The sequence below is a fragment of the Pseudomonas plecoglossicida NBRC 103162 = DSM 15088 genome (genome assembly GCF_000730665.1).
Classification (GTDB): Bacteria; Pseudomonadota; Gammaproteobacteria; order Pseudomonadales; family Pseudomonadaceae; genus Aquipseudomonas; species Aquipseudomonas plecoglossicida.
Genome location: NZ_BBIV01000064.1, coordinates 1 through 22,134, shown reverse-complemented (window position 1 = coordinate 22,134; position 22,134 = coordinate 1). Strand labels below are relative to the sequence as shown.

Annotated in this window: 22 protein-coding genes, 1 tRNA gene and 1 pseudogene; 12 read left to right on the top strand and 12 right to left on the bottom strand. The window is 64.0% G+C overall.

The window, feature by feature from the left end; genetic code table 11:
* Window positions 1–7 precede the first annotated feature (7 nt).
* Complete coding sequence (locus tag PPL01S_RS23360) at window positions 8–796, bottom strand: hypothetical protein (RefSeq protein WP_016391967.1); 789 nt, start codon at window positions 794–796, stop codon at window positions 8–10.
* An 82-nt stretch (window positions 797–878) separates the two neighbouring features.
* Complete coding sequence (locus PPL01S_RS23355; protein WP_016391966.1) at window positions 879–1,841, bottom strand: alpha/beta hydrolase; 963 nt, start codon at window positions 1,839–1,841, stop codon at window positions 879–881.
* A gap of 147 nt (window positions 1,842–1,988) precedes the next feature.
* Between PPL01S_RS23355 and aroC the strand changes: the two genes are divergently transcribed.
* From aroC to PPL01S_RS23340, 3 genes are all read left to right on the top strand, one after another.
* The gene (gene aroC / locus PPL01S_RS23350) at window positions 1,989–3,080 is read left to right on the top strand and encodes a chorismate synthase (protein WP_016391965.1); all 1,092 of its coding nucleotides are present in this window, start codon (window positions 1,989–1,991) and stop codon (window positions 3,078–3,080) included.
* 115 nt (window positions 3,081–3,195) lie between these two features.
* A complete protein-coding gene (locus PPL01S_RS23345; protein WP_016391964.1) occupies window positions 3,196–4,350 on the top strand; it encodes an MFS transporter in 1,155 nt (384 codons plus the stop codon).
* Complete coding sequence (locus PPL01S_RS23340; RefSeq protein ID WP_016391963.1) at window positions 4,350–4,886, top strand: oxidase; 537 nt, start codon at window positions 4,350–4,352, stop codon at window positions 4,884–4,886. The genes PPL01S_RS23345 and PPL01S_RS23340 overlap by 1 nt, the downstream gene beginning before the upstream one ends.
* A gap of 117 nt (window positions 4,887–5,003) precedes the next feature.
* Here PPL01S_RS23340 and PPL01S_RS23335 read toward each other — a convergent pair whose 3' ends face one another.
* Complete coding sequence (locus PPL01S_RS23335; protein WP_016391962.1) at window positions 5,004–5,276, bottom strand: DUF3509 domain-containing protein; 273 nt, start codon at window positions 5,274–5,276, stop codon at window positions 5,004–5,006.
* Between the two features lie 266 nt (window positions 5,277–5,542).
* Here PPL01S_RS23335 and PPL01S_RS23330 point away from each other — a divergent pair, with 266 nt between their 5' ends.
* Together PPL01S_RS23330 and PPL01S_RS23325 are read left to right on the top strand one after the other, a co-directional pair.
* On the top strand, window positions 5,543–6,067 hold the full coding sequence (locus tag PPL01S_RS23330; protein WP_016391961.1) for an ankyrin repeat domain-containing protein: 525 nt from the start codon (window positions 5,543–5,545) through the stop codon (window positions 6,065–6,067).
* 60 nt (window positions 6,068–6,127) lie between these two features.
* Window positions 6,128–6,658 (top strand): hypothetical protein, encoded by a 531-nt coding sequence (locus PPL01S_RS23325; RefSeq protein ID WP_016391960.1) that lies wholly within the window; start codon window positions 6,128–6,130, stop codon window positions 6,656–6,658.
* A 113-nt stretch (window positions 6,659–6,771) separates the two neighbouring features.
* Here PPL01S_RS23325 and PPL01S_RS23320 read toward each other — a convergent pair whose 3' ends face one another.
* Window positions 6,772–7,710 (bottom strand): ZIP family metal transporter, encoded by a 939-nt coding sequence (locus PPL01S_RS23320; protein WP_016391959.1) that lies wholly within the window; start codon window positions 7,708–7,710, stop codon window positions 6,772–6,774.
* A gap of 126 nt (window positions 7,711–7,836) precedes the next feature.
* On the opposite strand from PPL01S_RS23320, the gene PPL01S_RS23315 reads away from it, so the two are divergent.
* The 4 genes from PPL01S_RS23315 (at window position 7,837) to PPL01S_RS23300 (ending at window position 11,150) form a co-directional block, all read left to right on the top strand.
* Window positions 7,837–8,028: a PLDc N-terminal domain-containing protein gene (locus PPL01S_RS23315; protein ID WP_016391958.1), complete on the top strand. Its 192-nt coding sequence runs from the start codon at window positions 7,837–7,839 to the stop codon at window positions 8,026–8,028.
* A 146-nt stretch (window positions 8,029–8,174) separates the two neighbouring features.
* Window positions 8,175–10,229 carry an LTA synthase family protein gene (locus PPL01S_RS23310; protein WP_016391957.1) on the top strand — a complete coding sequence of 685 codons (2,055 nt, stop codon included), beginning with the start codon at window positions 8,175–8,177 and terminating at the stop codon, window positions 10,227–10,229.
* Window positions 10,230–10,406: 177 nt separating this feature from the next.
* A complete protein-coding gene (locus PPL01S_RS23305; protein WP_016391956.1) occupies window positions 10,407–10,643 on the top strand; it encodes a hypothetical protein in 237 nt (78 codons plus the stop codon).
* Window positions 10,644–10,817: 174 nt separating this feature from the next.
* The gene (locus tag PPL01S_RS23300) at window positions 10,818–11,150 is read left to right on the top strand and encodes a ribonuclease E inhibitor RraB (protein WP_016391955.1); all 333 of its coding nucleotides are present in this window, start codon (window positions 10,818–10,820) and stop codon (window positions 11,148–11,150) included.
* Window positions 11,151–11,193: 43 nt separating this feature from the next.
* Here the strand turns inward: PPL01S_RS23300 and PPL01S_RS23295 are convergent, their stop codons facing one another.
* Window positions 11,194–11,988, bottom strand: a complete 795-nt coding sequence (locus PPL01S_RS23295; protein WP_016391954.1) for a cytochrome c — start codon at window positions 11,986–11,988, stop codon at window positions 11,194–11,196.
* 526 nt (window positions 11,989–12,514) lie between these two features.
* On the opposite strand from PPL01S_RS23295, the gene PPL01S_RS23290 reads away from it, so the two are divergent.
* Window positions 12,515–13,234, top strand: coding sequence for an amidotransferase (locus PPL01S_RS23290; RefSeq protein ID WP_016391952.1), 720 nt, complete (start codon window positions 12,515–12,517; stop codon window positions 13,232–13,234).
* A gap of 6 nt (window positions 13,235–13,240) precedes the next feature.
* Here PPL01S_RS23290 and PPL01S_RS23285 read toward each other — a convergent pair whose 3' ends face one another.
* The 3 genes from PPL01S_RS23285 to PPL01S_RS23275 form a co-directional block, all read right to left on the bottom strand.
* A complete protein-coding gene (locus PPL01S_RS23285) occupies window positions 13,241–14,212 on the bottom strand; it encodes a magnesium and cobalt transport protein CorA (RefSeq protein WP_016391951.1) in 972 nt (323 codons plus the stop codon).
* A gap of 63 nt (window positions 14,213–14,275) precedes the next feature.
* The gene (locus PPL01S_RS23280) at window positions 14,276–14,995 is read right to left on the bottom strand and encodes a lysophospholipid acyltransferase family protein (RefSeq protein ID WP_016391950.1); all 720 of its coding nucleotides are present in this window, start codon (window positions 14,993–14,995) and stop codon (window positions 14,276–14,278) included.
* 120 nt (window positions 14,996–15,115) lie between these two features.
* Entirely contained in the window at window positions 15,116–15,805 is a 690-nt protein-coding gene (locus tag PPL01S_RS23275; protein ID WP_016391949.1) for a crotonase/enoyl-CoA hydratase family protein, read from the bottom strand.
* Window positions 15,806–16,094: 289 nt separating this feature from the next.
* On the opposite strand from PPL01S_RS23275, the gene PPL01S_RS23270 reads away from it, so the two are divergent.
* A tRNA-Ser gene (locus PPL01S_RS23270) sits at window positions 16,095–16,184 on the top strand.
* Window positions 16,185–16,338: 154 nt separating this feature from the next.
* On the opposite strand, the pseudogene PPL01S_RS23265 reads toward PPL01S_RS23270, so the two are convergent.
* The 4 genes and pseudogenes from PPL01S_RS23265 to PPL01S_RS23250 form a co-directional block, all read right to left on the bottom strand.
* Window positions 16,339–18,476, bottom strand: a pseudogene (locus PPL01S_RS23265) (TonB-dependent siderophore receptor).
* Window positions 18,477–18,568: 92 nt separating this feature from the next.
* On the bottom strand, window positions 18,569–18,949 hold the full coding sequence (locus PPL01S_RS23260; RefSeq protein ID WP_016391947.1) for a hypothetical protein: 381 nt from the start codon (window positions 18,947–18,949) through the stop codon (window positions 18,569–18,571).
* Window positions 18,950–19,044: 95 nt separating this feature from the next.
* Window positions 19,045–20,238 (bottom strand): MFS transporter, encoded by a 1,194-nt coding sequence (locus tag PPL01S_RS23255; protein WP_016391946.1) that lies wholly within the window; start codon window positions 20,236–20,238, stop codon window positions 19,045–19,047.
* Window positions 20,239–20,307: 69 nt separating this feature from the next.
* On the bottom strand, window positions 20,308–21,057 hold the full coding sequence (locus PPL01S_RS23250; RefSeq protein WP_016391945.1) for a 3-oxoacyl-ACP reductase family protein: 750 nt from the start codon (window positions 21,055–21,057) through the stop codon (window positions 20,308–20,310).
* A 117-nt stretch (window positions 21,058–21,174) separates the two neighbouring features.
* Here PPL01S_RS23250 and PPL01S_RS23245 point away from each other — a divergent pair, with 117 nt between their 5' ends.
* Complete coding sequence (locus PPL01S_RS23245; RefSeq protein WP_028626219.1) at window positions 21,175–22,116, top strand: LysR family transcriptional regulator; 942 nt, start codon at window positions 21,175–21,177, stop codon at window positions 22,114–22,116.
* Window positions 22,117–22,134: the final 18 nt, after the last annotated feature.

Genomic DNA, 22,134 nt, shown 5'->3' with positions numbered 1-22,134 from the left:
ACACGGTCTAGCGGGTTGCGATCCAGATCAGCAAGCCCGCCTGAAACACCGCAAACGCCACCAGGCAGGTGATGGTAAAGCGCAACCCGCTGTCCTCGCGCCGGTACTTGGCCACCCGCTCATCGCGCTCGCGCAGTTGCGCTTCCTTCTCCAGCAACTGCTGCTCGGCCTGCTGCAGCATGCCGGCGGCTTCAAGCATGTCCACGCGCTGGACCTTCTCGGTGTTCCAGCCATTCTTGAGCTGGCCGACGGTCGTCTCCGCGGTGCTGCCCTTCAGGTGCTGCGGGTCGGCATACGCGACCTCGAAGCCGCTGGCGGTGAGGTAGCGATCCCGGCGCAGGCGGGTGTCTTCGTTCAGCGCCTCCCGGTTCGGCAGCGCCATGCCTTCGACGCTGTAATGCGACCACCGACGCTGCAGCCATTGCACCGCCTGGCCCAGCAGGAAACGGCCGAGGCCACGGTTGAGCGGCTCCAGTTGCAGGCCGCTGTCGCTGCCGATGCTGACCCTGCGCTCAAGGTGGTCGACACGCACATCCAGCTGGTTCTGTTCCTTGCGCACCTTCTGCCCTGGCAGGCGAATCTCCAGGCGCAGCAGGCTGTGGGCCTGGTCGTGGCGCTCGGCATGACCGAACTCGACGAAGCGCAGCGGCCGTGCGCCGCTGTTGCGGTCGGTGGGCAGCGGCGCCAGGCGCAGCAACTGGAAGTGTTCGACGGCAAGGTCGGCCCAGGGCAGGGCGACGCTGTCCGGTTCTTGCGGCGCTTCGGCCGGTTCTACGGCAGCGGAGGCATCGGTCATCGGGTGAAGTCTCAAATACAGGCCAATACCGAGCTTATCGGCCGTATCGTCCAGGACCTGAGGCTATTTCGCGGTGATCTGCTCAGGCCGATGGCAATTGATGAATGAACCTCACCACACGTTCGCCCAGCTCGCGCGCCAGGGGCAATTCCGGGTTGAGGTAGCTGTCGCGCTGCTGGCTCATTTCCTTGGGGCTTATGCGCAGCATGTGATTCATGCCGTCGATCAGCACCAGCTGCGCGTCCGGTTTTGCCGCCTTGAGGCGTTCGGCGTCGACCACGTCGACCTGCACATCGTTGCGGCCTTGCACGATCAGGGCAGGCATCGGCAAGCGGGCGAAGGCTTGTGCCGGGTCCTGGCGGAACAGCGTGATCAGGTAGGGCTGCACACTGGGGCGAAACACCTGACGCAGGGGCGCCGGCACGTCCAGGCTGGTCTGCCCGGCCTGCAGGCGGTCGAGCAGCGCGTCGCTGCGTGCCAGTTGCGCCGGTGGCAGGCGGCGTGCCAGTTGCTCGCGCACCACATCCGCCAGCGGCCTGCCGCTACCCGCCAAGGTGATCACGGCACTGGCACCTGCCTGTTCGGCTGCCAGGCTGGCGATCAGCGCGCCTTCGCTGTGGCCCATCAGAATCAACCGGCCAAAGCGCGGGTCGGCCTTGAGCTTGCGGCTCCAGGCCACCACGTCGGCGACATAGCGTTCGACGCTGAGGTCGCGTTCGTCGGGCGTGGCCGGCTGGCTGGCGGCCACCCCGCGCTTGTCGAAGCGCACGCTGGCGATGTGCTCGTTGGCCAGCAGCAGGGCCAGGCGCTTGAGGTTGTCGACCCGTCCCGACGCCGGGTTGTTGCCGTCGCGGTCGGTCGGGCCGGAGCCGGCGATGATCAGCACCACCGGCGGTGGTGTGGCTTGCTGCGGCAGCAGCAGGCTGCCGTGCAGCACGCCCTGGCCGGTGTCCAGGTCGATGGGCCGCTGCAGCACGGTGGGGGAAGCGGCCTGGGCCAGGCCAGCGCAGAGCAGGAAGAGCAGGGCGACGAGGCGCGACATCATGGGGGTACTACATGGGTGAGATAGCGGTTTGACACTGTCCTTGCTCGAAGGTTCGCAGGGTGGGGTGTGGCGATGAGGCCCGTACGGTCGTGAAATTTTCCGTATACTGCCGCTTTCGTTCACATCAGGCAGACTCGCGGAGCGTCCATGTCCGGCAATACCTACGGCAAGCTGTTCACTGTCACCACCGCTGGCGAAAGCCATGGCCCGGCGTTGGTCGCCATTGTCGATGGCTGCCCGCCGGGGCTGGAAATCTCCCTCGCCGACCTGCAGCACGACCTCGACCGACGCAAGCCCGGCACCAGCCGGCATACCACCCAGCGTCAGGAAGCCGACGAAGTGGAGATCCTCTCCGGGGTCTTCGAAGGGCGTACCACGGGCTGCTCGATCGGCCTGCTGATCCGCAACACTGACCAGAAGTCCAAGGACTATTCGGCGATCAAGGACCTGTTCCGCCCGGCCCACGCCGACTACACCTACCACCACAAGTACGGTGTGCGCGACTACCGCGGCGGTGGCCGCAGCTCGGCCCGCGAAACCGCCATGCGTGTGGCGGCTGGCGCCATCGCCAAGAAGTACCTGGCCACCCAGGGCATCCAGGTGCGCGGCTACATGAGCCAGCTGGGCCCGATCGAAATCCCGTTCAAGGGCTGGGAGTCGGTGGAAAACAACGCATTCTTCAGCCCGGACCCGGACAAGGTGCCGGAGCTGGAAGCCTACATGGACCAGTTGCGCCGCGACCAGGACTCGGTCGGGGCGAAGATCACCGTGGTTGCCGAGGGCGTGATGCCGGGCCTGGGCGAGCCGATCTTCGACCGCCTGGACGCGGAACTCGCCCATGCGCTGATGAGCATCAACGCGGTCAAAGGCGTTGAAATCGGTGCTGGCTTCGCCAGCGTTGCCCAGCGCGGTACCGAGCACCGTGACGAGCTGACCCCGGAAGGCTTCCTCAGCAACAACGCCGGCGGCATTCTGGGTGGCATCAGCTCGGGTCAGCCGATCGTCGCCCACCTGGCGCTCAAGCCTACTTCCAGCATCACCGTGCCGGGTCGTTCGATCGACGTTCACGGCAATCCGGTCGAGGTCATCACCAAAGGGCGTCACGACCCGTGCGTGGGCATCCGCGCCACGCCGATCGCCGAGGCGATGATGGCCATCGTGCTGATGGACCACCTGCTGCGTCATCGCGCGCAGAATGCCGAGGTGAAGGTCGGTACGCCGGTACTGGGCCAGCTCTGATTCGTCCGTACTGGCCTCATCGCGGATAAATCCGCTCCTACAAGGGCAACGCAGTCCCTGTAGGAGCGGATTTATCCGCGATGAGGCCGGTACAGACATAGCAAAGGCCCATTTCATGCCCCCGATCCCCTACTGGCGCCTGTCCAGCTTCTACCTGTTCTACTTCGCCCTGCTGGGCTCCACGGCCCCCTTCCTGGCCCTGTACCTCGACCACCTCGGCTTCCCGCCGGCACGCATCGGCGAGCTGGTGGCCATTCCCATGCTGATGCGCTGCATCGCCCCCAACCTGTGGGGCTGGCTGGGCGATCGTAGTGGCCGACGGCTGCTGATCGTGCGCCTGGGCGCGCTGTCGACCCTGGCCACCTTCTCGCTGATCTTCTTTGGCAAGAGCTACGCCTGGCTGGCACTGGTGATCGCCCTGCATGCGTTCTTCTGGCACGCGGTCCTGCCGCAGTTCGAGGTCATCACCCTGGCCCACCTGCATGGCCAGATCTCACGCTACAGCCAGGTGCGGTTGTGGGGCTCGATCGGTTTCATCCTGACCGTGGTGGGCCTGGGGCGTCTGTTCGAGTGGCTGAGCCTGGATATCTACCCGGTCGCGTTGGTGACGATCATGGCCGGTATCGTCGCCGCCAGCCTGTGGGTACCCAACGCCCAGCCGGTGGAGCAGGGCGAGCGGCACGGGACGGGCGGTTTTCTGCGCCAACTGACGGCGCCGGGCGTGATTGCCTTCTATGTCTGCGTGGCATTGATGCAGCTCAGCCACGGGCCGTACTACACCTTCCTCACCTTGCACCTCGAGCACCTGGGTTACAGCCGCGGCGCCATCGGCCTGCTGTGGGCGCTGGGGGTGGTCGCCGAGGTGCTGATATTCATGGCCATGAGCCGGATTTTCGCCCGCTTCAGCGTGCAGCAGGTGCTGCTGGTCAGCTTCCTGCTGGCGGCACTGCGCTGGCTGCTGCTGGGCAACCTGGCGGCCGAGCCGGCCGTGCTGATCTTTGCCCAGGTGTTGCATGCGGCCACCTTCGGCTGCTTCCACGCCGCCTCCATCGCTTTCGTCCAGGCCAGCTTCGGTGCCCGTCAGCAAGGTCAGGGCCAGGCGCTGTACGCGGCGCTGTCGGGCACAGGTGGTGCATTGGGCGCGCTGTATTCAGGCTACAGCTGGAAACTGCTGGGGCCGACCTTCACCTTTGGTATGGCCAGCGCCGCAGCACTGGCTGCAGCCGTTATCATGGCCACTCGTTCGAAATCGACCAGGACCCGCCGCTGATGAGCATCCTTTGTGTTTTCCACCCGTCCAGCCCGGACTTGCCGAACAAGGTGCTGACCCACCATGACGATATTGCCGCGACCTTGGCCGAGCAGGGTGTGCGCTTCGTCCACCAGCCGCTGGACATGCGCGTGCGACCAGGTGCGGGCGAGCAAGCGGTACTGGGCGAATGCCGGGCATTGCTCGACCAGCTGATGACCCAGCACCGTAGTGCAGCCTTCAGCGTGCTCGACCGTGACGGCGCACAGCCGGCGCAGGTCGATGTGCGCGACGAGCACGTGCATGACGCCGAGGAAGTGTTCGCGGTGGTCAGTGGCCGTGCGCAAATGGGTTTGCGCCTGGGTGAATACGTGTATGCCGTGTTGTGCGAGAAGGGCGACCAGCTGCTGGTGCCGGCCGGGACGCGGCGCTGGGTTGAACTTGGGGATAATCCGTTCTGCGTGGCGCTGCGCTTGTTTGCCAGCGAGCAGGGTGTGACGGCTCGATTTACGGGTGACGAAACGGCTCGGTCGTTTTCGGGTATCGATGAGCTTTAGTGCCTGACCAGGCCCCATCGCGGATCAATCCGCTCCTGCAAGTGCCCCACCATCCCTATGGGCAATGCAGCAACTTGCAGGAGCGGATTGATCCGCGAGAGGCCGGCCAAGGCAAACTCAGCGATAGGTCGGCAGGGCAAACCGTTGCTGGCTCTGCAGCATGGTGATCACCGGCAGTTCGCTGGCCTGTTCGGCCAGGTCGCGGCGTATGGCACTGATGGCCCAGGACAGCTGCTCGGCACTGTGCAATTGCCCGTAGGTCAGCACCCGGCGGGTCACTTTGCCGTCAGCGGCGCGAAGGGTCAGCAGGATGCCACCATCGGGGCGGGGCTGGGTGGCGACCTGGTAGGCCGAGAACACCGAGACAAACTTTTCCTGGATGAGGTCCATATCAACTCCTGACTGTGGGTGGGCAGACGTGAGTTGATGGTTGCAGTGACCGTGCCAGAACTTGACTTTGGATAAAGTCTTTTAAATTCAATGATTTGCAGTGTTTTTATGTAAGCGGCATCGTGCAGCCTGCATGGTCGTGCATTTTGCACAGTGCATTTTGCACGGGTCTGGCAGACCCTATCGACCTCATAGATTCTGAACCTTTGACCCATCCGGCATGCCTGACAAACACTTGGGCAATCTTTTCTGCCAGGAGGTTCCAGATGTCCGACCAACACGCGCCCGCCACCATGACCGATGAAGAAACTGCCGCCTTCGCCGAGCAGGTGTTCGAGCGCGCCCGCCAGGGCGACGCCGACATGCTTGCGCGGCTGCTGGCCAGCGGCCTGCCGGCCAACCTGCGCAACCACAAGGGCGACACCTTGCTGATGCTGGCGAGCTACCACGGGCAGCACGATGCAGTGCGGGTGCTGCTGGCCCATGGCGCCGACCCGTTGATCGCCAACGACAACGGCCAACTGCCGATTGCCGGCGCTGCCTTCAAGGGTGACATGGCGATGATTTGCCTGCTGCTCGAGCATGGCGTGGCGGTGGATGCCGCCGCGCAGGACGGGCGTACCGCACTGATGCTCGCGGCCATGTTCAACCGGGGCGAGATTCTCGACTACCTGCTGGCCCAGGGCGCCGACCCGGCTCATCAGGATGCCCGTGGCGTCACCGCACTGATGGCAGCACGGACCATGGGTGCGGTGGACACTGCGGCACGCTTGCAGCTGCTGGCCGGTTAACGGTTCGGGGGCGTTTGCGGCTATCCTTGGCGACTTTTCACCCGTCGCAGGCCCCCGTTCATGAAAAACCAGTTGCTCGAATTCATCAGCCTCATCGCCGCCGGCTGCATGCGCGATGAAGACATCGAGCGCATCGCCGACGAGGCCGCCCAGGCCTACGCCGACCCCGCCGCCTTCCTGGCTGCCAACCCGGACATCAACTACGACGACAGCTTCCCGATCGCCTTGGGCGAATGGGTCGTGCTCGGCAGCCTGCCGGATACTGTGGTGTTCCAGGCCGACAGCTACCAGGAGCTGTTCCAGCATATCAGCGATTCGTTCGACAAGAACGTGCCGTTCACCCTCAAGCCCAAGCAGCTGGCCCGTACCGAACCGCTGACCGCGCTCAATCGCATCCAGGTGCAGATGGGTGCGTTGAATAAGGAAGCGGGTGGGTATGTGCTGCTCAACTTCAGCCAGTTGCTCGATGACGAGCTGCAGATGGTGATGGTGGGCCAGAACGACCTGGCGCGAGTGCTGGCGCTGGGGGCAGAGGTGGGGATCAAGGTGGAGCCGGCGCTTGAGGCCTTGAAGGTCGCGGTTCACGTCTGAGTTGACTGGCCCTATCGCCGGCAAGCCGGCTCCCACACAAGGCTTGAATACCACGTAATCCCCTGTGGGAGCTGGCTTGCCAGCGATAGGGCCAGTAAAGCCAACCCATCCCTTCAGCCCAGCGCTGTATCCAGGAACATCATCACTGCAAACCCACCCATCAACCCCAGGGTCGCCGCTGTCTGGTGCCCATTGCGGTGGGTTTCGGGAATCACCTCGTGGGACACCACGAAAATCATCGCCCCGGCCGCCAGCCCCATGCTGATCGGATAGGCAAGGGCGAAGCCGGTCGAGATCCCCAGGCCGATCACCGTGCCCAGCGGCTCCATCAACCCCGAACCGATCGCCACCAGGGCGGCCTTCAGGTTCGACAGCCCGGTCGCCCGCAGCGCCAAGGCCACGGCCAGGCCTTCGGGGATGTCCTGGATGGCGATGGCGCTGGTCAGTGGCAGGCCGATGTTCATGTCGCCGTTGGCGAAACTCACGCCGATGGCCATGCCCTCGGGCAGGTTGTGCAGGGTGATCGCCAGCACGAACAACCATACCCGGTTGATCCGCTCGGCCTCGGGCCCGCAGGGGCCGGTGCTTTCATGCTCGTGCGGGGTGAAACGGTCGAGGCCGAGCATCAACAGCACGCCAAGGCCCATGCCCAGCACCACGGTGAACGCCGCCGCCGGGCCGTTGCCGGTGATTGCACGGGCAGCGTCCAGGCCCGGCAGGATCAATGAGAAAGAGCTGGCCGCGAGCATCATGCCGGCAGCGAAACCGAGCATCACATCCTGGCTGCGGGCGCTGACATCGCGCAGCACCACGGCCAGCACCGCGCCCAGGGCCGTGGCGCCGAAGCCGGACAAGCCGCCAAGCACCGCCAGGTGCAGGTTTTCGGCATGGTCGCCGTTGATGGCGTTCCAGAAACTGGCCGCCAGCAGCACGACCACTGCCAGCAGGCTCACGCCGAGCCCGGCGCTGAGCCACGGGGTGTTGATCGCCTGTTGCCGCCAGGCGCTCAGCAGGGAGGGCGAGGGGGCGCTATCGGTGTGGGCGGGGGGCATGGGCACCTCGAACGGATGAATAGAGGCAGTCTATCCACAGACCGGCGCCGGTGACCAAGGATTCCCTTCTATCGACCTGATAGTCGATCATGCGCACCTTCAACGGAAATCGAAGGACAGATTGGCATGGGGTCGACATTCAACAGCCTGGTCGCGCTGATCATCCTGGCCCTGGACATCTGGGCGCTGTTCAACGTGATCAAGGGCGACAGCTCGCTGGGTATCAAGGCACTGTGGGTGCTGCTGATCGTCCTGCTGCCGATAATAGGCCTGTTGATCTGGGCGATTGCCGGGCCGCGAGCCGGCGTTCGGGTTTGAGAGGCGGCCATTACGGACAAAATCGGCAACAGGGCCGTGACAAAATTTTCACATTGGTTTAAACAGAATCCGCACCCGCACAATGCTGCGTTGGTCTATGGCCAGCGCCATCTCCGCAAACCCGCAATCCTAGGACTTCCCCATTCATGGCTAACACGGATGCCTTGAAGCAACAGGGCGCGCGAGCTTTTACGCCGACCCTGAAATCGCACCTGGCCTACACGCTGCTCAGCGGCCTGGTGATCATGTTGATGCTCAGCCTGGTGCGCCTGGCGCTGCTGGTCTACAACAGCGACATGATCGGCGACACCCCTTATTCGACAGTCGCCGAAGGCTTCTTCAACGGCCTGCGATTCGACCTGCGCGTAGTGGTGTACCTGAGCATTCCGCTGCTGTTGGCGACGCTCAGCCCATGGGCCATGGCCCAGCGTGGCCTGTTCCGCTTCTGGCTGACGCTCTCCTCGAGCGTGGTGATGTTCCTTGGCCTGATGGAGATGGACTTCTACCGCGAGTTCCACCAGCGCCTCAATGGCCTGGTCTTCCAGTACATCAAGGAAGACCCGAAAACCGTGCTGAGCATGCTCTGGTACGGCTTCCCGGTGGTTCGCTACATCCTTGCCTGGCTGTTCGGCACCTGGCTGCTGAGCCTGCTGTTCAAGGGCATCGACCGCCTGACCCGGGGCAATGGCCAACAGCGCGTCGCCCCCTGGTACAACCGCCTGGCAGTGTTCATGGTAATTCTGCTGGTGGCGGTGGTCGCCGCCCGCGGCACCCTGCGCCAGGGCCCGCCGATGCGTTGGGGGGATGCCTTCACCACCGACTCCAACTTCGTCAACCAGCTGGGCCTGAACGGTACCCTGACCCTGATCGACGCCGCCAAGAGCCGCTTTGGCGAAGACCGCGCCAACATCTGGAAGCCGGTGCTGGATCAGAACCTGGCCACCCAGACCGTGCGCGAGCACTTGCTGACCCCCTACGACACCCTGGTCGATGCCGACGAGGCGGCCATCCGCCGTGACTTCGTGCCGCCGGCCGAGCGTACCCTGCCGATCAAGAACGTCGTGGTGATCCTCATGGAAAGCTTCGCCGGCCACTCGGTCGGTGCCCTGGGCAGCCCGAACAACATCACCCCGTACTTCGACAAGCTGGCCAAGGAGGGTCTGCTGTTCGACCGCTTCTTCTCCAACGGCACCCATACCCACCAGGGCATGTTCGCCACCATGGCCTGCTTCCCCAACCTGCCGGGCTTCGAATACCTGATGCAGACCCCGGAAGGCGGCCACAAGCTGTCCGGCCTGCCGGCACTGCTCAGCGCCCGTGACTACGACGATGTCTATGTCTACAACGGCGACTTCGCCTGGGACAACCAGTCCGGGTTCTTCGGCAACCAGGGCATGACCACCTTCATCGGCCGTAACGACTTCGTCAACCCGGTGTTCTCCGACCCGACCTGGGGCGTGTCCGACCAGGACATGTTCGACCGTGGCAACGAGGAGCTGGCCAAGCACGACGGCAAGAAGCCGATCTACGCGCTGCTGCAGACCCTGTCCAACCACACGCCGTATGCGCTGCCAAAAGACCTGCCAGTCGAGAAGGTCACAGGCCAGGGCCGCCTGGACGAGCACCTGACCGCCATGCGCTACTCCGACTGGGCGCTGGGCCAGTTCTTCGAGAAGGCGCGTAAAGAGCCTTACTTCAAGGACACTCTGTTCGTCATCGTCGGCGACCACGGCTTCGGCAACCAGCAGCAGGTCACCGAGCTGGACCTGGGCCGCTTCAACGTACCGCTGCTGCTGATCGCACCGGGCATCCAGGAGAAGTTCGGCGCGGTCAACCATACCGTGGGTACCCAGGTCGACATCGTGCCGACCATCATGGGCCGCCTCGGTGGCGAGACCCGCCACCAGTGCTGGGGCCGCGACCTGCTCAACCTGCCTGAGGGCGACCAGGGCGTGGGCATGATCAAGCCGTCGGGCAGCGAGCAGATCGTCGGCCTGGTGCAGGGTGACCGTATCCTCATCGAGTCGAAGGACATGACCCCGCGCATGTACCGCTACCAGCTGGGCCGCGAGTTCAAGGCCGAGCTGATCGAAAGCCCGGACCAGCCGGAAATGCTCAAGAAGCTCGAGGCCTACATCCAGACCGCGACCAAGAGCCTGCTCGATAACACCGCTGGCGTGGTGCACGGCACACCTAAGTAAGTGTGCCCCTTATCGCCGGCAAGCCGGCTGCCACAGGTACAGCGCATACTGCACCTGTGGCAGCCGGCTTGCCGGCGATAGGGCCACTACTGAACTCAGCTGACTGAACAAATCCCCCCGCCCACGGTCAAGCAATTACAGGCATCACCCCGGTGTTCTCTGCTTGAGGGCTATTCAATGAAAGAGTGGGAAGTCATCTTTGCCGATCAGAAAGGCGAGCCGACCACGCTGCTGTTGCACGCCGACCAGTGCCCCAGCGAGGAAGAGGCGGCCCGCGCCATCCGTTCGCATCTGTTTCCGGTCATGGATGAGCTGGACCTCAACGACTTCCAGGACCGCGCACCATCCCCCACGGCACGCTGGCTCAAGGAGCAGAACGGCGTGATCATCACCAGTATCCACGAAGCGCCCTGACCCGCAGGTTGGCGTGGTGCCCTTGCAGGCACTACGCTGGTGGGAGGCGTCGGCCTTTTCTGCGGGGCCGCTCCTGTTCAATTCGCGTCTTGCATCAGCTCGATCTGCCGGTTGCGTCGGCAGGTGCGTAGTGCACGGAAAGTCTATCCATCGCTTTATTCGGGAGGACGATTCATGAGCAGCCAGAACGACGATATCAGCAGCAATGTCCTGCGCCAGATGAAAGCAGGCGGTTTTGACTTCACCCGCATCCACCCCATCGAGTTCTACGCGGTATTTGCCGACGAGGCCAACGCGCGTCGGGCGGCTGGGCAGTTTCGTGGCGAATCGCTCAATGCCCAGGTCCACGAACGGGACGATGGTGTGTGGCACCTGGAACTGAGCAAGGTGATGTATGCCACCTACGGCGGCATCGGTGACTTCGAGGAAGCGTTCGAGCAGGTCGTTTCACCTTACGGCGGAGAGGTCGAGGGGTGGGGCGTCAAGCATGAGCGGCCGATTGCCTGAAAACCATTGCAGCCTCATCGCCGGCTTGCCGGCGATGAGGCCCTCAAGGCCTGCGCTTGGCCATATGCCCCAGATAAGCCAGCAACGCATCCAGTTCCTGCTCACTCAACACGCTTTCGGCAAACCCGGGCATCCGCGCCTGTGGCCACCGCCGCAAGCTCTGCGGGGCGCGAATGTACTGGCGCAGAAACGCCGGCTGGAAGTATTCGGTCGGGTTGTGCGGCACGTTCAGATCCGGCCCGAACTGCGCGTCGCCCGCACCATTGAGCCGGTGGCAGGCCAGGCAGTTCTGCTGGAACAGGGCAAAACCCTGGCGCACGGGGTCGCCAGCTGGCAGTTTCGAGTCCGGCAGCAACGCCGGGAAGCGTTGTTCGACAGGGGCCAGGCTGCGGATCGTGGCGATCTGGAACGGCCACTGCTCGGGGCGGATGCCGCTCGCCTGGGGATCTGTCCATACCAGGTAGAACGGCCCGGCGCTGGGTTTCCCGTCGCCCAGGGCTGGCCACGGCTTGGCCGGGTCTTCGACGGCCAGCCAGGCGCGAGCAGGGCCGTCCTGCAGCAATGGCCCTGCGGGCATCTCGGCGGCGAAGCCATCGAGTGCCACGGCCTGCAGGTGGTCATCGGCAGAGATGCCTTCAAGTAGCGTGGCCAGTGGTACGGCGCGATAGTGCATGGGCCGCTTGTAGGAAACGTCCTGCTCCACGGTGATTTCGCGGCTCTTGGCCAGCAATTCGGCGCTGTCCAGCTGGCGCGGCGTGCCACCCAGTTCCAAGTGCAGTTGCGCCGCCGACAGCGGCAGGCTCGATAGCATGGCAAGCAGGGCTAGGTAACGGCGCATGGGTAATCTCCGACCATCAAGGCCGGCAGGTTACCCTTGGTTTGCCCGTGGAGGCCACAGTCACTGTCACCCGAACAAGCGTGTAAGGTTCGGCAGGATCAGCAGTAAGGTCGTGGCGAACAGAATGAGCCCAGCTTGGCGAAGTTTCGATTGTCTGAACATGGCGGACCGCCTTCTTGTTGTTATTCCTGAATGCCGGTTGGCTTCCCTGTCACCTCGCGGGTCGATCACAGTGGCGTGCCTGCACGCCGGTACCCAATGCCTCTTGAAATCGATATACAACCAACAGTAGGGGCTGCGTCATCCCTGTTTTAGAACCATTTGTTCTATCTGGAATTTTTAAAATCGCGTTCAGCTATGAGGCCAAAAGCCAGCTCGCTGGCATGTCCTGACTAGACGGTTACGCATCGGTCGTCGGCAGTCCGACAAAATGTGACCGTTCGTCAGTGCAGCCTACTTGCTTGTACGTGTCTTTCGCGTCAGTCTCTACAACAGTTTCCCACCCATGTCGTTCAGGACTATCCCTATGTCGTTACGCATCTGCATCCTTGAAACCGATGTCCTGCGACCGGAGTTGACCGCGCAGTACCAGGGCTACGGAAGGATGTTCGAGCAGCTCTTCTCGCGGCAGCCGATCGCAGCCGAGTTTCGTGTGTACAACGTGATGAACGGCGACTACCCCCCCGATGAAGAGCGCTTCGATGCGTACCTGGTGACTGGCAGCAAGGCCGACTCGTTCGGCGATGATCCGTGGATCCAGACGCTGAAGGCTTACCTGCTCAAGTTGTACGAGCGCGGCGAGAAGCTGCTGGGCGTGTGCTTCGGCCATCAGTTGCTGGCCCTGACCCTGGGTGGCAAGGCCGAGCGTGCCGACAAAGGCTGGGGTGTGGGTATCCACCGTTATTCGCTTGCGGCGCATGCGCCGTGGATGGACCCGGAAGTGTCCGAGCTGACCTTGCTGATCAGCCACCAGGACCAGGTCACCGAACTGCCGGAGGGTGCGACGGTGATCGCGTCCAGCGATTTCTGCCCGAATGCGGCGTACCACATCCGCGACCAGGTGTTGTGTTTCCAGGGGCATCCGGAGTTCGTCCACGACTATTCGCGGGCGCTGCTTGATGCGCGTCAGGATTACCTGGGCGATGAGGTGTACCACAAGGCAATCGCCAGCCTGGCGACAGAGCACCAGGGTGACCTGGTGGGCGAGTGGATGATGCGCTTCGTCCAGCAGTCGAGCCGAGCCTAAGGGGCCTCACAGCCAGCCAGATCGCTTGAAGCTTGCAAACAACCCCGAACACCCCAGCGCAATCACCCCAAGCACCACGAAATACCCGTAATGCCACCCAAGCTCCGGCATGTTCTGGAAGTTCATCCCGTAGATCCCGGCAATCGCCGTGGGAAACGCCAGAATCGCCGCCCAGGCTGCGAACTTGCGCTGCACGATGCTCTGCCGTGACGACTCCAGCAGCATGCCGATCTCGATGGTCTGGCTGGCGATGTCGCGGATCCCGGCCAGGTCTTCCATCTGCCGCGTGACATGGATCTGCACGTCGCGAAAATACGGGCGCATGTTCTTGTCGATGAACGGAAAGCTCAGCCGCTGCAGTTCCTCGCTCACTTCCACCATCGGTGCCACGTAGCGGCGCAGGCGCAGGATGTCGCGGCGCAGGCTGTGCAGGCGGCGGATGTCTTCTTCCTGCAGCGAGCCGCCCAGCACGCTCTGCTCGAGCTCCTCGATCTCGCCATGGATCGCTTCGCTGACCGGCTGGTAGTTCTCGGTGACGAAGTCGAGCAGGGCATAGAGCACGAAATCCTCGCCATGCTCGAGCAGCAACGGCCGCGCCTCGCAGCGCTGGCGCACCAGTGCGTAGGATTTGGAGTGGCCGTTGCGGCAGGTGATGATGTAGCCGTTGCCGGCGAAGATGTGGGTTTCGATGAACTCCAGCTTGCCTTCATGGCGTACCGGCGAATAGGTGACGATGAACAGCGCGTCGCCGAAGGTTTCCAGCTTGGGCCGGCTGTGTTTTTCCAGGGCGTCCTCGATGGCCAGTTCGTGCAGGCCGAACTGGCGCTGAAGATTGGCCAGCTCCTCGGCGTTGGGCTCTTCCAGGCCGATCCAGACGAAGTGCCCAGGCTTGCGCGCCCATTCGCTGCCCTCGTCGATGCTGATGTTGGTGACCTTCCTGCCGGCGGCGTACACCGCCGATGCCACGACTCGACCCATGGTGATCCACTTGTTCGGTTGCACACGGGTTACAGCTTGGGCTGTAGCGGGAGCAAGAGCAACCTACGGGTGGGGCAATTCGGCTTCCATGCGGTCGATGCACTGCTGCATCTGCGTGCGGCACTGCTCGATCAAGGCCGGCACATCCTGTTGGCTGAGCCCGGCAGTGGCGATCGGTGGCAACGAGCGCACGATCACCGTGCGCTGGCGCCAGCTGTTCAGGCCCAGGCGGCGGGTGTAGCGGCTGGCGCACACCGGCACGATCGGCACACCGGCTTCGACGGCCATGTGGAAGGCGCCTTTCTTGAACGCCAGCAACTGCTCCTCGGGGTTGCGCGTGCCCTCCGGGAAGATCCAGATCGAGGTGTCGTCCTGCAGGATGCGCGTGGTCACCTGCATGGCCTTGCGCGCCTGGTAGGCGTTGCTGCGGTCGATCAGCACATTGCCGCCTAGCCAGAACAATTGCCCGAACAACGGAATCCAGCCCAGGCTCTTCTTGCCGATGGCGACGGTACGTCGCGGCACCACGTGGCCGAGGATGAACAGGTCGAAGTTGGATTGGTGGTTGGCCACGATCACGCAGCCGGGCGGTTGGTCCCACAGCGGGCCGACTTCGGCCTTGACCTTGATGCGCAGCAGCCAGGTGGCCGGGATGCTGTAGAGGCGGGCGAACACGCGGCTGTTGTCGCGATTGAAGGGGCGCAGCAGGCCGATCAACAGGCCGATCACGCCCACCAGCAGAAAGTGCAGCGCCAGCAGGAGCATGCGAAGGGAGTAGAGCATTGTACAACTCACACCAGACAGTCGCGGCGCAGTGTACGGATGTGCACTGGTGGGGGCAAACCTGGCTGTGTGATCCGTTGCGGCCCTGTCGCCGGCTTGCCGGCGATAGGGCCCTTAAGGTCAGCCCATATGGTGCTGATCCAGCTCGATTGCCTCGTCCAGCGCATCGAGCAGCCCCTTGCGCACCTTCAGCTTGGTGTTCTTGTGCGCGAGCATGTTCAGCTTCTTCAGTTCACGCGCCACCGCCAGGGCAGTTTCCTGCAACTGTTCGGCCGGCACTACCTTGTCGAGGAAGCCGGCATCCAGCGCGCCCTGTGGGTCGAAGATCTCGGCATTGTTCACCGAGCGCTGGAAGGTTGCGCGGCTCAGGCGGTCGCGGGCCAGTTCGATACCGGCATGGTGCATGGTCATGCCGATCTGAACTTCGTTCAGGCAGATCTTGTAAGGCCCTTCGACGCCGATACGGTAGTCGGCCGAGAGCAACAGGAAGGCACCTTTGGCAACTGCGTTGCCTGGGCAGGCGACAATCACCGGGAACGGGTGCGACAGCAGGCGACGGGCCAGGGTGGAACCGGCGGTGACCAGGCTGACCGCTTGCTGCGGGCCGGAGGTCATCACCTTGAGGTCATAGCCGCCAGAGAGGATGCCCGGCTGCCCGGTGATGATCACCACGGCTCGCTCCTGGGCGGCGCGGTCCAGGGCGGCGTTGAACGCAGCGATGACATCTGGCGAGATGGCATTGACCTTGCCGTTGTTCAGGGTCAGGGTGGCGATGCCGTCTTCGGCGTGGTAGGTAATCAGCTCGCTCATGTCAGGGTCCTTTGAGTGACGTGGCGACGACGTTACCCAGCAGCGCGGGCCAGGTAAAGCAGCAAGGCTGACCGGTTGGTCAGCGGGCGGGCGCCACGCCTTGCCTTGTCGGGGCAGGGGCTGGCCTTGCCGTAAAAGCGCAGGCGAGATTGGCAGCATTGCCCTGGCAGCCTCGGTTTTTCAGAGGGTTGGCTTAAATGCATGAAAAATTTGAAAAAATACTTGCCAAAGAAAAGCGCTTCCACTAAATTAGCGCGCCTCGACAGGGTGAATGCCTTGAAGGGAAAACGGTGAAGTGTCCGAGTGGTCGAAGGAGCACGCCTGGAAAGTGTGTATACGAGAAATCGTATCAAGGGTTCAAATCCCTTCTTCACCGCCACATTCTGCGAAGAGCCCCCGAGCTGAAAAGTTCGGGGGCTTTTTGCATTCTGGGGCTGCTGTGCGACCCAATCGCCGGCAAGCCGGCTCCCACAGGGTCGCCACTGCCTTTTGTGGGAGCCGGCCTGCCGGCGATGGGCCGCGCTGCGGCTCCCTCAGAAATTGACCGAAGCCGACATTCGCGCCGTGCGCGGTGCCCCCTGGAACAAATAGTTGTCGCCCAGGTAATCCCCCACATCGCGCCAGTAACGCTTGTCGAACAGGTTATCCACCGTCAGCCGCAGCACCGTGTCGTACCCGCCGATGCGCGTGCGGTAGCGGCTTCCGACATCGAACACGGTATAGCCCCCCACCTCGACATCGCCCGCCTGGCTCGCCTGCTTGCTGGCGCTGTAACGAGCGCCGCCAAGCAACGCCAGGCCAGGTACCGGCAGGCTGTAGTCGGCCTGCACGGCAGCCCGCAGGTTCGGCACGTTGATCACCTGATGCCCCTCGTAGGCGTCGGTGCCACTGCCCTCGACCCGGGCGCGGATCGCCGCGGCGCTGGCCTGCAGTTGCAGGTTCGAGGTCACCCAGCCGCTGGCGCCCAGTTCCAGGCCAATGTTCTTCTGCTGCCCTTCCTGCACGTAGGTGAAGCTGCCGTCGCCTTGCGGTCGCGCGTACTGGTACGCCTGGCGGATCTGGAACAGTGCGGCATTGAAGCTCATGCCCTGCCAATCCCGCTTGATACCCAGTTCCAGTTGGTGGGACAGGGTGGGGGCGAGAATTTCAGCGGCGTTGCTGGCGAACCACGGCGCGGTGCCGCCCGCCGACAGGCCTTTGGCATAGCTGGCGTACAGGGTGGTATCGGCGCGTGGCTTGTAGATGAGCGCGGCATTGGGCAGCAACTGGTATTGCTGGGTATGGCGCCCGGCGACGCCGTTTTCGTCCCAGGTTCGTTCGTCCAGGCGCACTTCACGGGCGCCGAGCACGGTCTGCCAGTGTTCGTCGAAGGTGATCCGGTCGCTGACGAACAGGCCGTACTGGCGGCTGTCCAGACGCCGCTCGCTGGCGCCGACGGGCTTGTCCGACGGCGGCACGGCTGGTGCTCCGGTGTAGATGTTGCCGCTGCCGACCAGCGCGTTGTAGTAGGGGTGCTGGTCGAGCGTGCGGCGTTGCGCGCTGCTGCCCAGGGTCAGCTCATGGCCGACGCCGAACGCATCGAAGCGGCCGTTGAGCACGGCCTGGGCTTCATCGATGCGGCGGGTGTCGTCGGGGCTGCGGAAGTCGTAGATGTCGTAGTCGCCCTCAGGGCTGAAATGCGACTGCCAGCCACCTTCGCTGCCCCAGGCAAAGGTGCTGTAGTCGTCGATCAGCACCTTGCTGCGCGAGGCGCTCAGGGTCGTGCTCCAGGCTTCATCGAACCGGTACTCGAAGCGCCCACCCAGGTTCAGCGAGTCGTTCTGCACAGGTTTCGCCCAATGCTGGTAGGCCAGGCGATCCTCAGGGTCGACGTCGTGGGGCAGGGTAGTCCCGCCGAGCAGTTGATAACCGGGCACCGAGCGCTGCTCACGGTGCTGGTACTCGGCATCGAGCTGCAGCGTGGCATCGGGGCTGATCTGCCAGTCGAACGCCAGCGAGGCGAAGTCGCGCTTGCCGTCGGCGTGGTCGACGTATGAGCGGATATCCTCGTGGCCAGGTTGGCGCGCAGGCCGAACTGGCGCTCGCTGCCAAACCAGCCGCCCAGGTCGGTGGCCAGGTAGCGCTCGCCCTGTTCATTGGTCGAGACCGTCACGCTACGCACCTCCTCGGGGCGCTTGGTCACGTAGTTGATCAAGCCGCCGGGTTCCGACACGCCGCTTTGCAGGCCGGACAGGCCTTTGAGCAACTCGACTTGCTGCTTGTTCTCCAGTGCCACGTTCTGCTCACCGGCAATGGTCTGGCCATTGATGCGGTAGCTGCTGGCGGCATTGAGCTCGAAACCGCGTACGTTGAAGTTTTCGTAGTAGCCGATGGGCGCGTAGCTTTCGCCGACCGAGGCGTCGCTGTGCAGCACTTCGCTGAGCAGGCGCACCTGGCGGTCGTCGATCAGCGGGCGGTCGAACACGCTGATCGTAGCAGGCGTATCGAGCAGCGGTGCGGCCTGGAACCCGCCTACCGAAGCCTCCAGTGCCTGGTAGCTCTCATCGCCATAAGTGTCGGAAACCTGCAAGGGGGCCAGCACGACACTGTCCTCAGCCGTTGCATTGGGGCAGTGCAAGGCCAGGCCCAGGCTGAGCAGGCTCAGGGGCAGGCGGGGGTGGGGCAGGGGCATTGCCGGGGTCCTTGAATGGCGAAAACCGCACCGTGCGTTTCCCGGGAGGGGGTTCGGTGCGGTCAAAGGGTCGCCATGTTACCCGAAGCGCCTCAGTCCGAGTTGGAGGGCCGCTGGTGCTGGCGCCAGCTGTCGTCGATCTTCGACCAGGTCTTGCCGTCGGTGATCGCCATCAGCTTGCGGCCATCCTTGAACGTGGCCAGGAAGGTGGCTTCTTCCTCCTTGCCGCCCAGCCAGAGCCCGGCCAGCAGCCCCACCGGGCCCGCCACCAGGGCGCCGGCCACGCCCCAGCCGATGGCGGTACCCAGGCTGCGGTTGGATTCCAGACTGGCAAGGCGCAGGTCGCTGATGCGGGCCAGCGATATTCGCTCGCCAGGCGAGGGGCTGCGCGGGGTCTTGAGTGTGAGCGATCCATTGCGAAATTCACCTTCACCTTGCAAGAAATCGCCGGATTGCACCGTGAGTCTTGTCATTGAGTCGTCCTGTCAGTGATAGGGCTTTTGACCAGCGCCTACTGAGCGCCGTCGGGTCAGGCAAGTCAACGTGCAGGCGACGGAGGGTAGCGGCGCTAGGTCGCAGGCGCGTGCATGGCGCGCTGGCGCTTGCGTTCGGCGCAAGCCCAGACCACCAGTGCCAATGCCCCGATCGACAACCCGGCGACCACGATGCCCATCCAGCCCTGGTGCTGGAACAGTTGCGTGCCCAGCAACGAGCCTAGCGCGCCGCCGATGAAATAACAGGTGATATAGCCGGCGTTGAGGCGCGTGCGTGCGTCGGGTCGCAGCGCGATCACGGCATTCTGGTTGCTCACATGCACCAGTTGCACCGCCAGGTCGAGCACCAGCACGCCCAACAGCAAGGCCGCCAGCGAGTGCTGGGCGAAACCCAGTGGTACCCACGCCAGCAGCAAGGCCACCAGGCCTACCGTAGTGGCCAGCGAGCTCTTGCCGCGATCTGCCAGGCGCCCGGCCCAGTTGGCGGACAGCGCGCCCGCCGCACCGGCCAGGCCGAACAGGCCGATCACCGCGTCGGAATAGTGGTAGGGCTCGCTGGCCAGGAGAAACGCCAGAGGCGTCCAGAACAGCGCGAACAGGCTGAACGCCAGCAGGCCCAGCAGCGAACGCAGGCGCAGTACCGGCTCTTCGGTGAACAGGCGAAATACCGAGCCGATCAGCGCTGGATATTTCAGACCCGCGTGGCTGTGGTGTTGCGGCAAGCTGCGGTACAGGGCGATGGCGGCCACGGCCATGAGCACGGCGGCCAGCACGTAGATGCTGCGCCAGCCACCGATTTCGGCCATGAATCCGGCTGCGGTGCGTGCCAGCAGGATGCCCAGCAGCAAGCCGCTCATCAGCGTGCCCACCGCGCGACCGCGTTGCTCTGGTGCGCTCAAGGAGGCACCCAGTGGCACGAGAATTTGCGCCAGCACCGAGAACAGGCCAGTGAGCACGGTACCGAGGAGCAACCAGGGCAGGCTGGGGGCGCAGGCACTGATCACCAGGCCCAGCGTGGAAATGGCGGTCATTACCACGATCAGCCGGCGTTGCTCGAACAGATCGCCCAGCGGAGCAAGTAACAGCAGGCCGGCCCCATAGCTGAGCTGTGCGGCGATGACGATGCTGCCGGCGCTGGCGGTGCTCAGGCCGAACTGCTCGGCGATGCTGTGCAAGAGCGGCTGGGCGTAGTAGTTGCTGGCCACGGCCAGGCCGGTGGCGGTAGCCATCAGCAGGATCAGGGCGCGGCTCAGGGGGGGGCTGTTCATCGTGTTCTCGTTGCGGGCGGTGAAAGAAGGGGTGCCGGCCTTTTGCAAGGCCGGCACAGGGTAATGGCATCAGGCTGCGAAACCACCATCGACCGTCAGGCTGGCGCCAGTGATGTAGCCGGCCTCCGGCCCCGCCAGGTAGGCGACGAAGCTGGCAATTTCATCCGCCTGCCCATAACGGCCGATCGCCATCAATGGAATCAGGCTCTCGGCGAACTCGCCACTGGCCGGGTTCATGTCGGTGTCCACAGGCCCCGGCTGCACATTGTTCACGGTAATCCCCTGTGGGCCCAGGTCGCGTGCCATGCCTTTGGTGAGACCCACCAGCGCCGACTTGCTCATGGCGTAGGGTGCTCCGCCAGCAAACGGCATGCGCTCGGCGTTGGTGCTTCCGATATTGATGATGCGCCCGCCCTGGCCCAGGTAGCGCGCAGCGGCCTGGCTTGCGACGAACACGCTGCGCACGTTGACTGCCAGGGTGCGGTCGAAGTCCGCCAGGTCGAACTCGGCCAGCGGCGCGACCGCCAGTACGCCGGCGTTGTTGACCAGGATGTCGAGACGGCCGAAGGCCTTGACCGTGTCGTCGACCGCCAGTTGCACGGCGGCGGCGTCGGCACTGTCGGCGCGCAGGGCCAGGGCCTTGCCACCGGCTGCCTGGACTTCCTCGACCAGGGCCTGGGCCGGGCCTTCGGAGCTGACATAGGTGAAGGCTACGTGTGCGCCGTCGCGGGCCAGGTGGCGGACGATGGCGGCACCGATGCCGCGCGAACCGCCCTGTACCAGGGCCACTTTACCTTCGAGTGCAAATTGCTTGGACATGCTGATCTCCTGCTGGAAGCAAGGCCGAATGCCTTGGATGGGCGCAGTATCGACCGCTGATTACCTGCTGATAAGATCGCAATCACTATTAGCAGAGTAAACCTTTGGTTGGTAATCATGGCCATGGAATCGTTCAGCGCCCTCGAGTGTTTCATCCGCAGCGCCGAGGTCGGCAGTTTCGCCGAGGCGGCCAGGCGCCTGAGCCTGACCCCGGCGGCAGTGGGCAAGCATGTTGCCCAGCTGGAAGCGCGCCTTGGGGTGCGGCTGTTCCAGCGTAGTACGCGCAAGCTGACCCTGACCGAGGCGGGGCAGCGATTTCTCGGGGAAGTGAGCGACAGTTTCCGCACCATCCAGTACGCCGTGGCCAACCTGGCAAGCGCCGAAGGCCAGCCGGCGGGGCTGTTGCGGGTGAGCATGGGCACCGTGTTCGGTCGGCTTTACGTGCTGCCGCTGCTCGGCGAATTCTTGCGCCGCTACCCGGCGATCACACCGGACTGGCATTTCGACAATCGCCAGGTCGACCTGATAGGCCAGGGTTTCGATGCCGCCATTGGCGGTGGTTTCGAGCTGCCGCCCGGGGTGGTTGCGCGCAAGTTGACGGTGGCGCACCGGGTTCTGGTGGCTTCGCCTGGGTATCTGCAGCAACGTGCCCCGATCGAATCGCCGCAGGGGCTGCAGCGGCATGACGGGATATTGATCCGCTCACCGCAAACCGGGCGTGTGCGCACCTGGCCGCTGACCAGTCGCTGGCAGGAGCAGCAGCCGTTGCAGTTGCGCCAGGCGATGACCATGAGCGATTCGGATGCGGCCTGCGCGGTGGCCGTGCAAGGGCTGGGCATCGCCCTGGTCAGCCTGCCGTTCGCCGTGCCTTACCTGGATGCCGGGGCGCTGCAGCGGGTGTTGCCCGACTGGTACGTGGACGATGGGCATATCAGCTTGTATTACGCGGGGCACAAGCTGTTGCCGGGCAAGACCCGGGCGTTCATCGATTTTGTGGTGGAGCAGTTTGCCGAGCGAGGGTTGGCTGGGCGGTTCGATGCATTGGCGGCTCCCACATGAGGCATGGGGTGTTTCTGT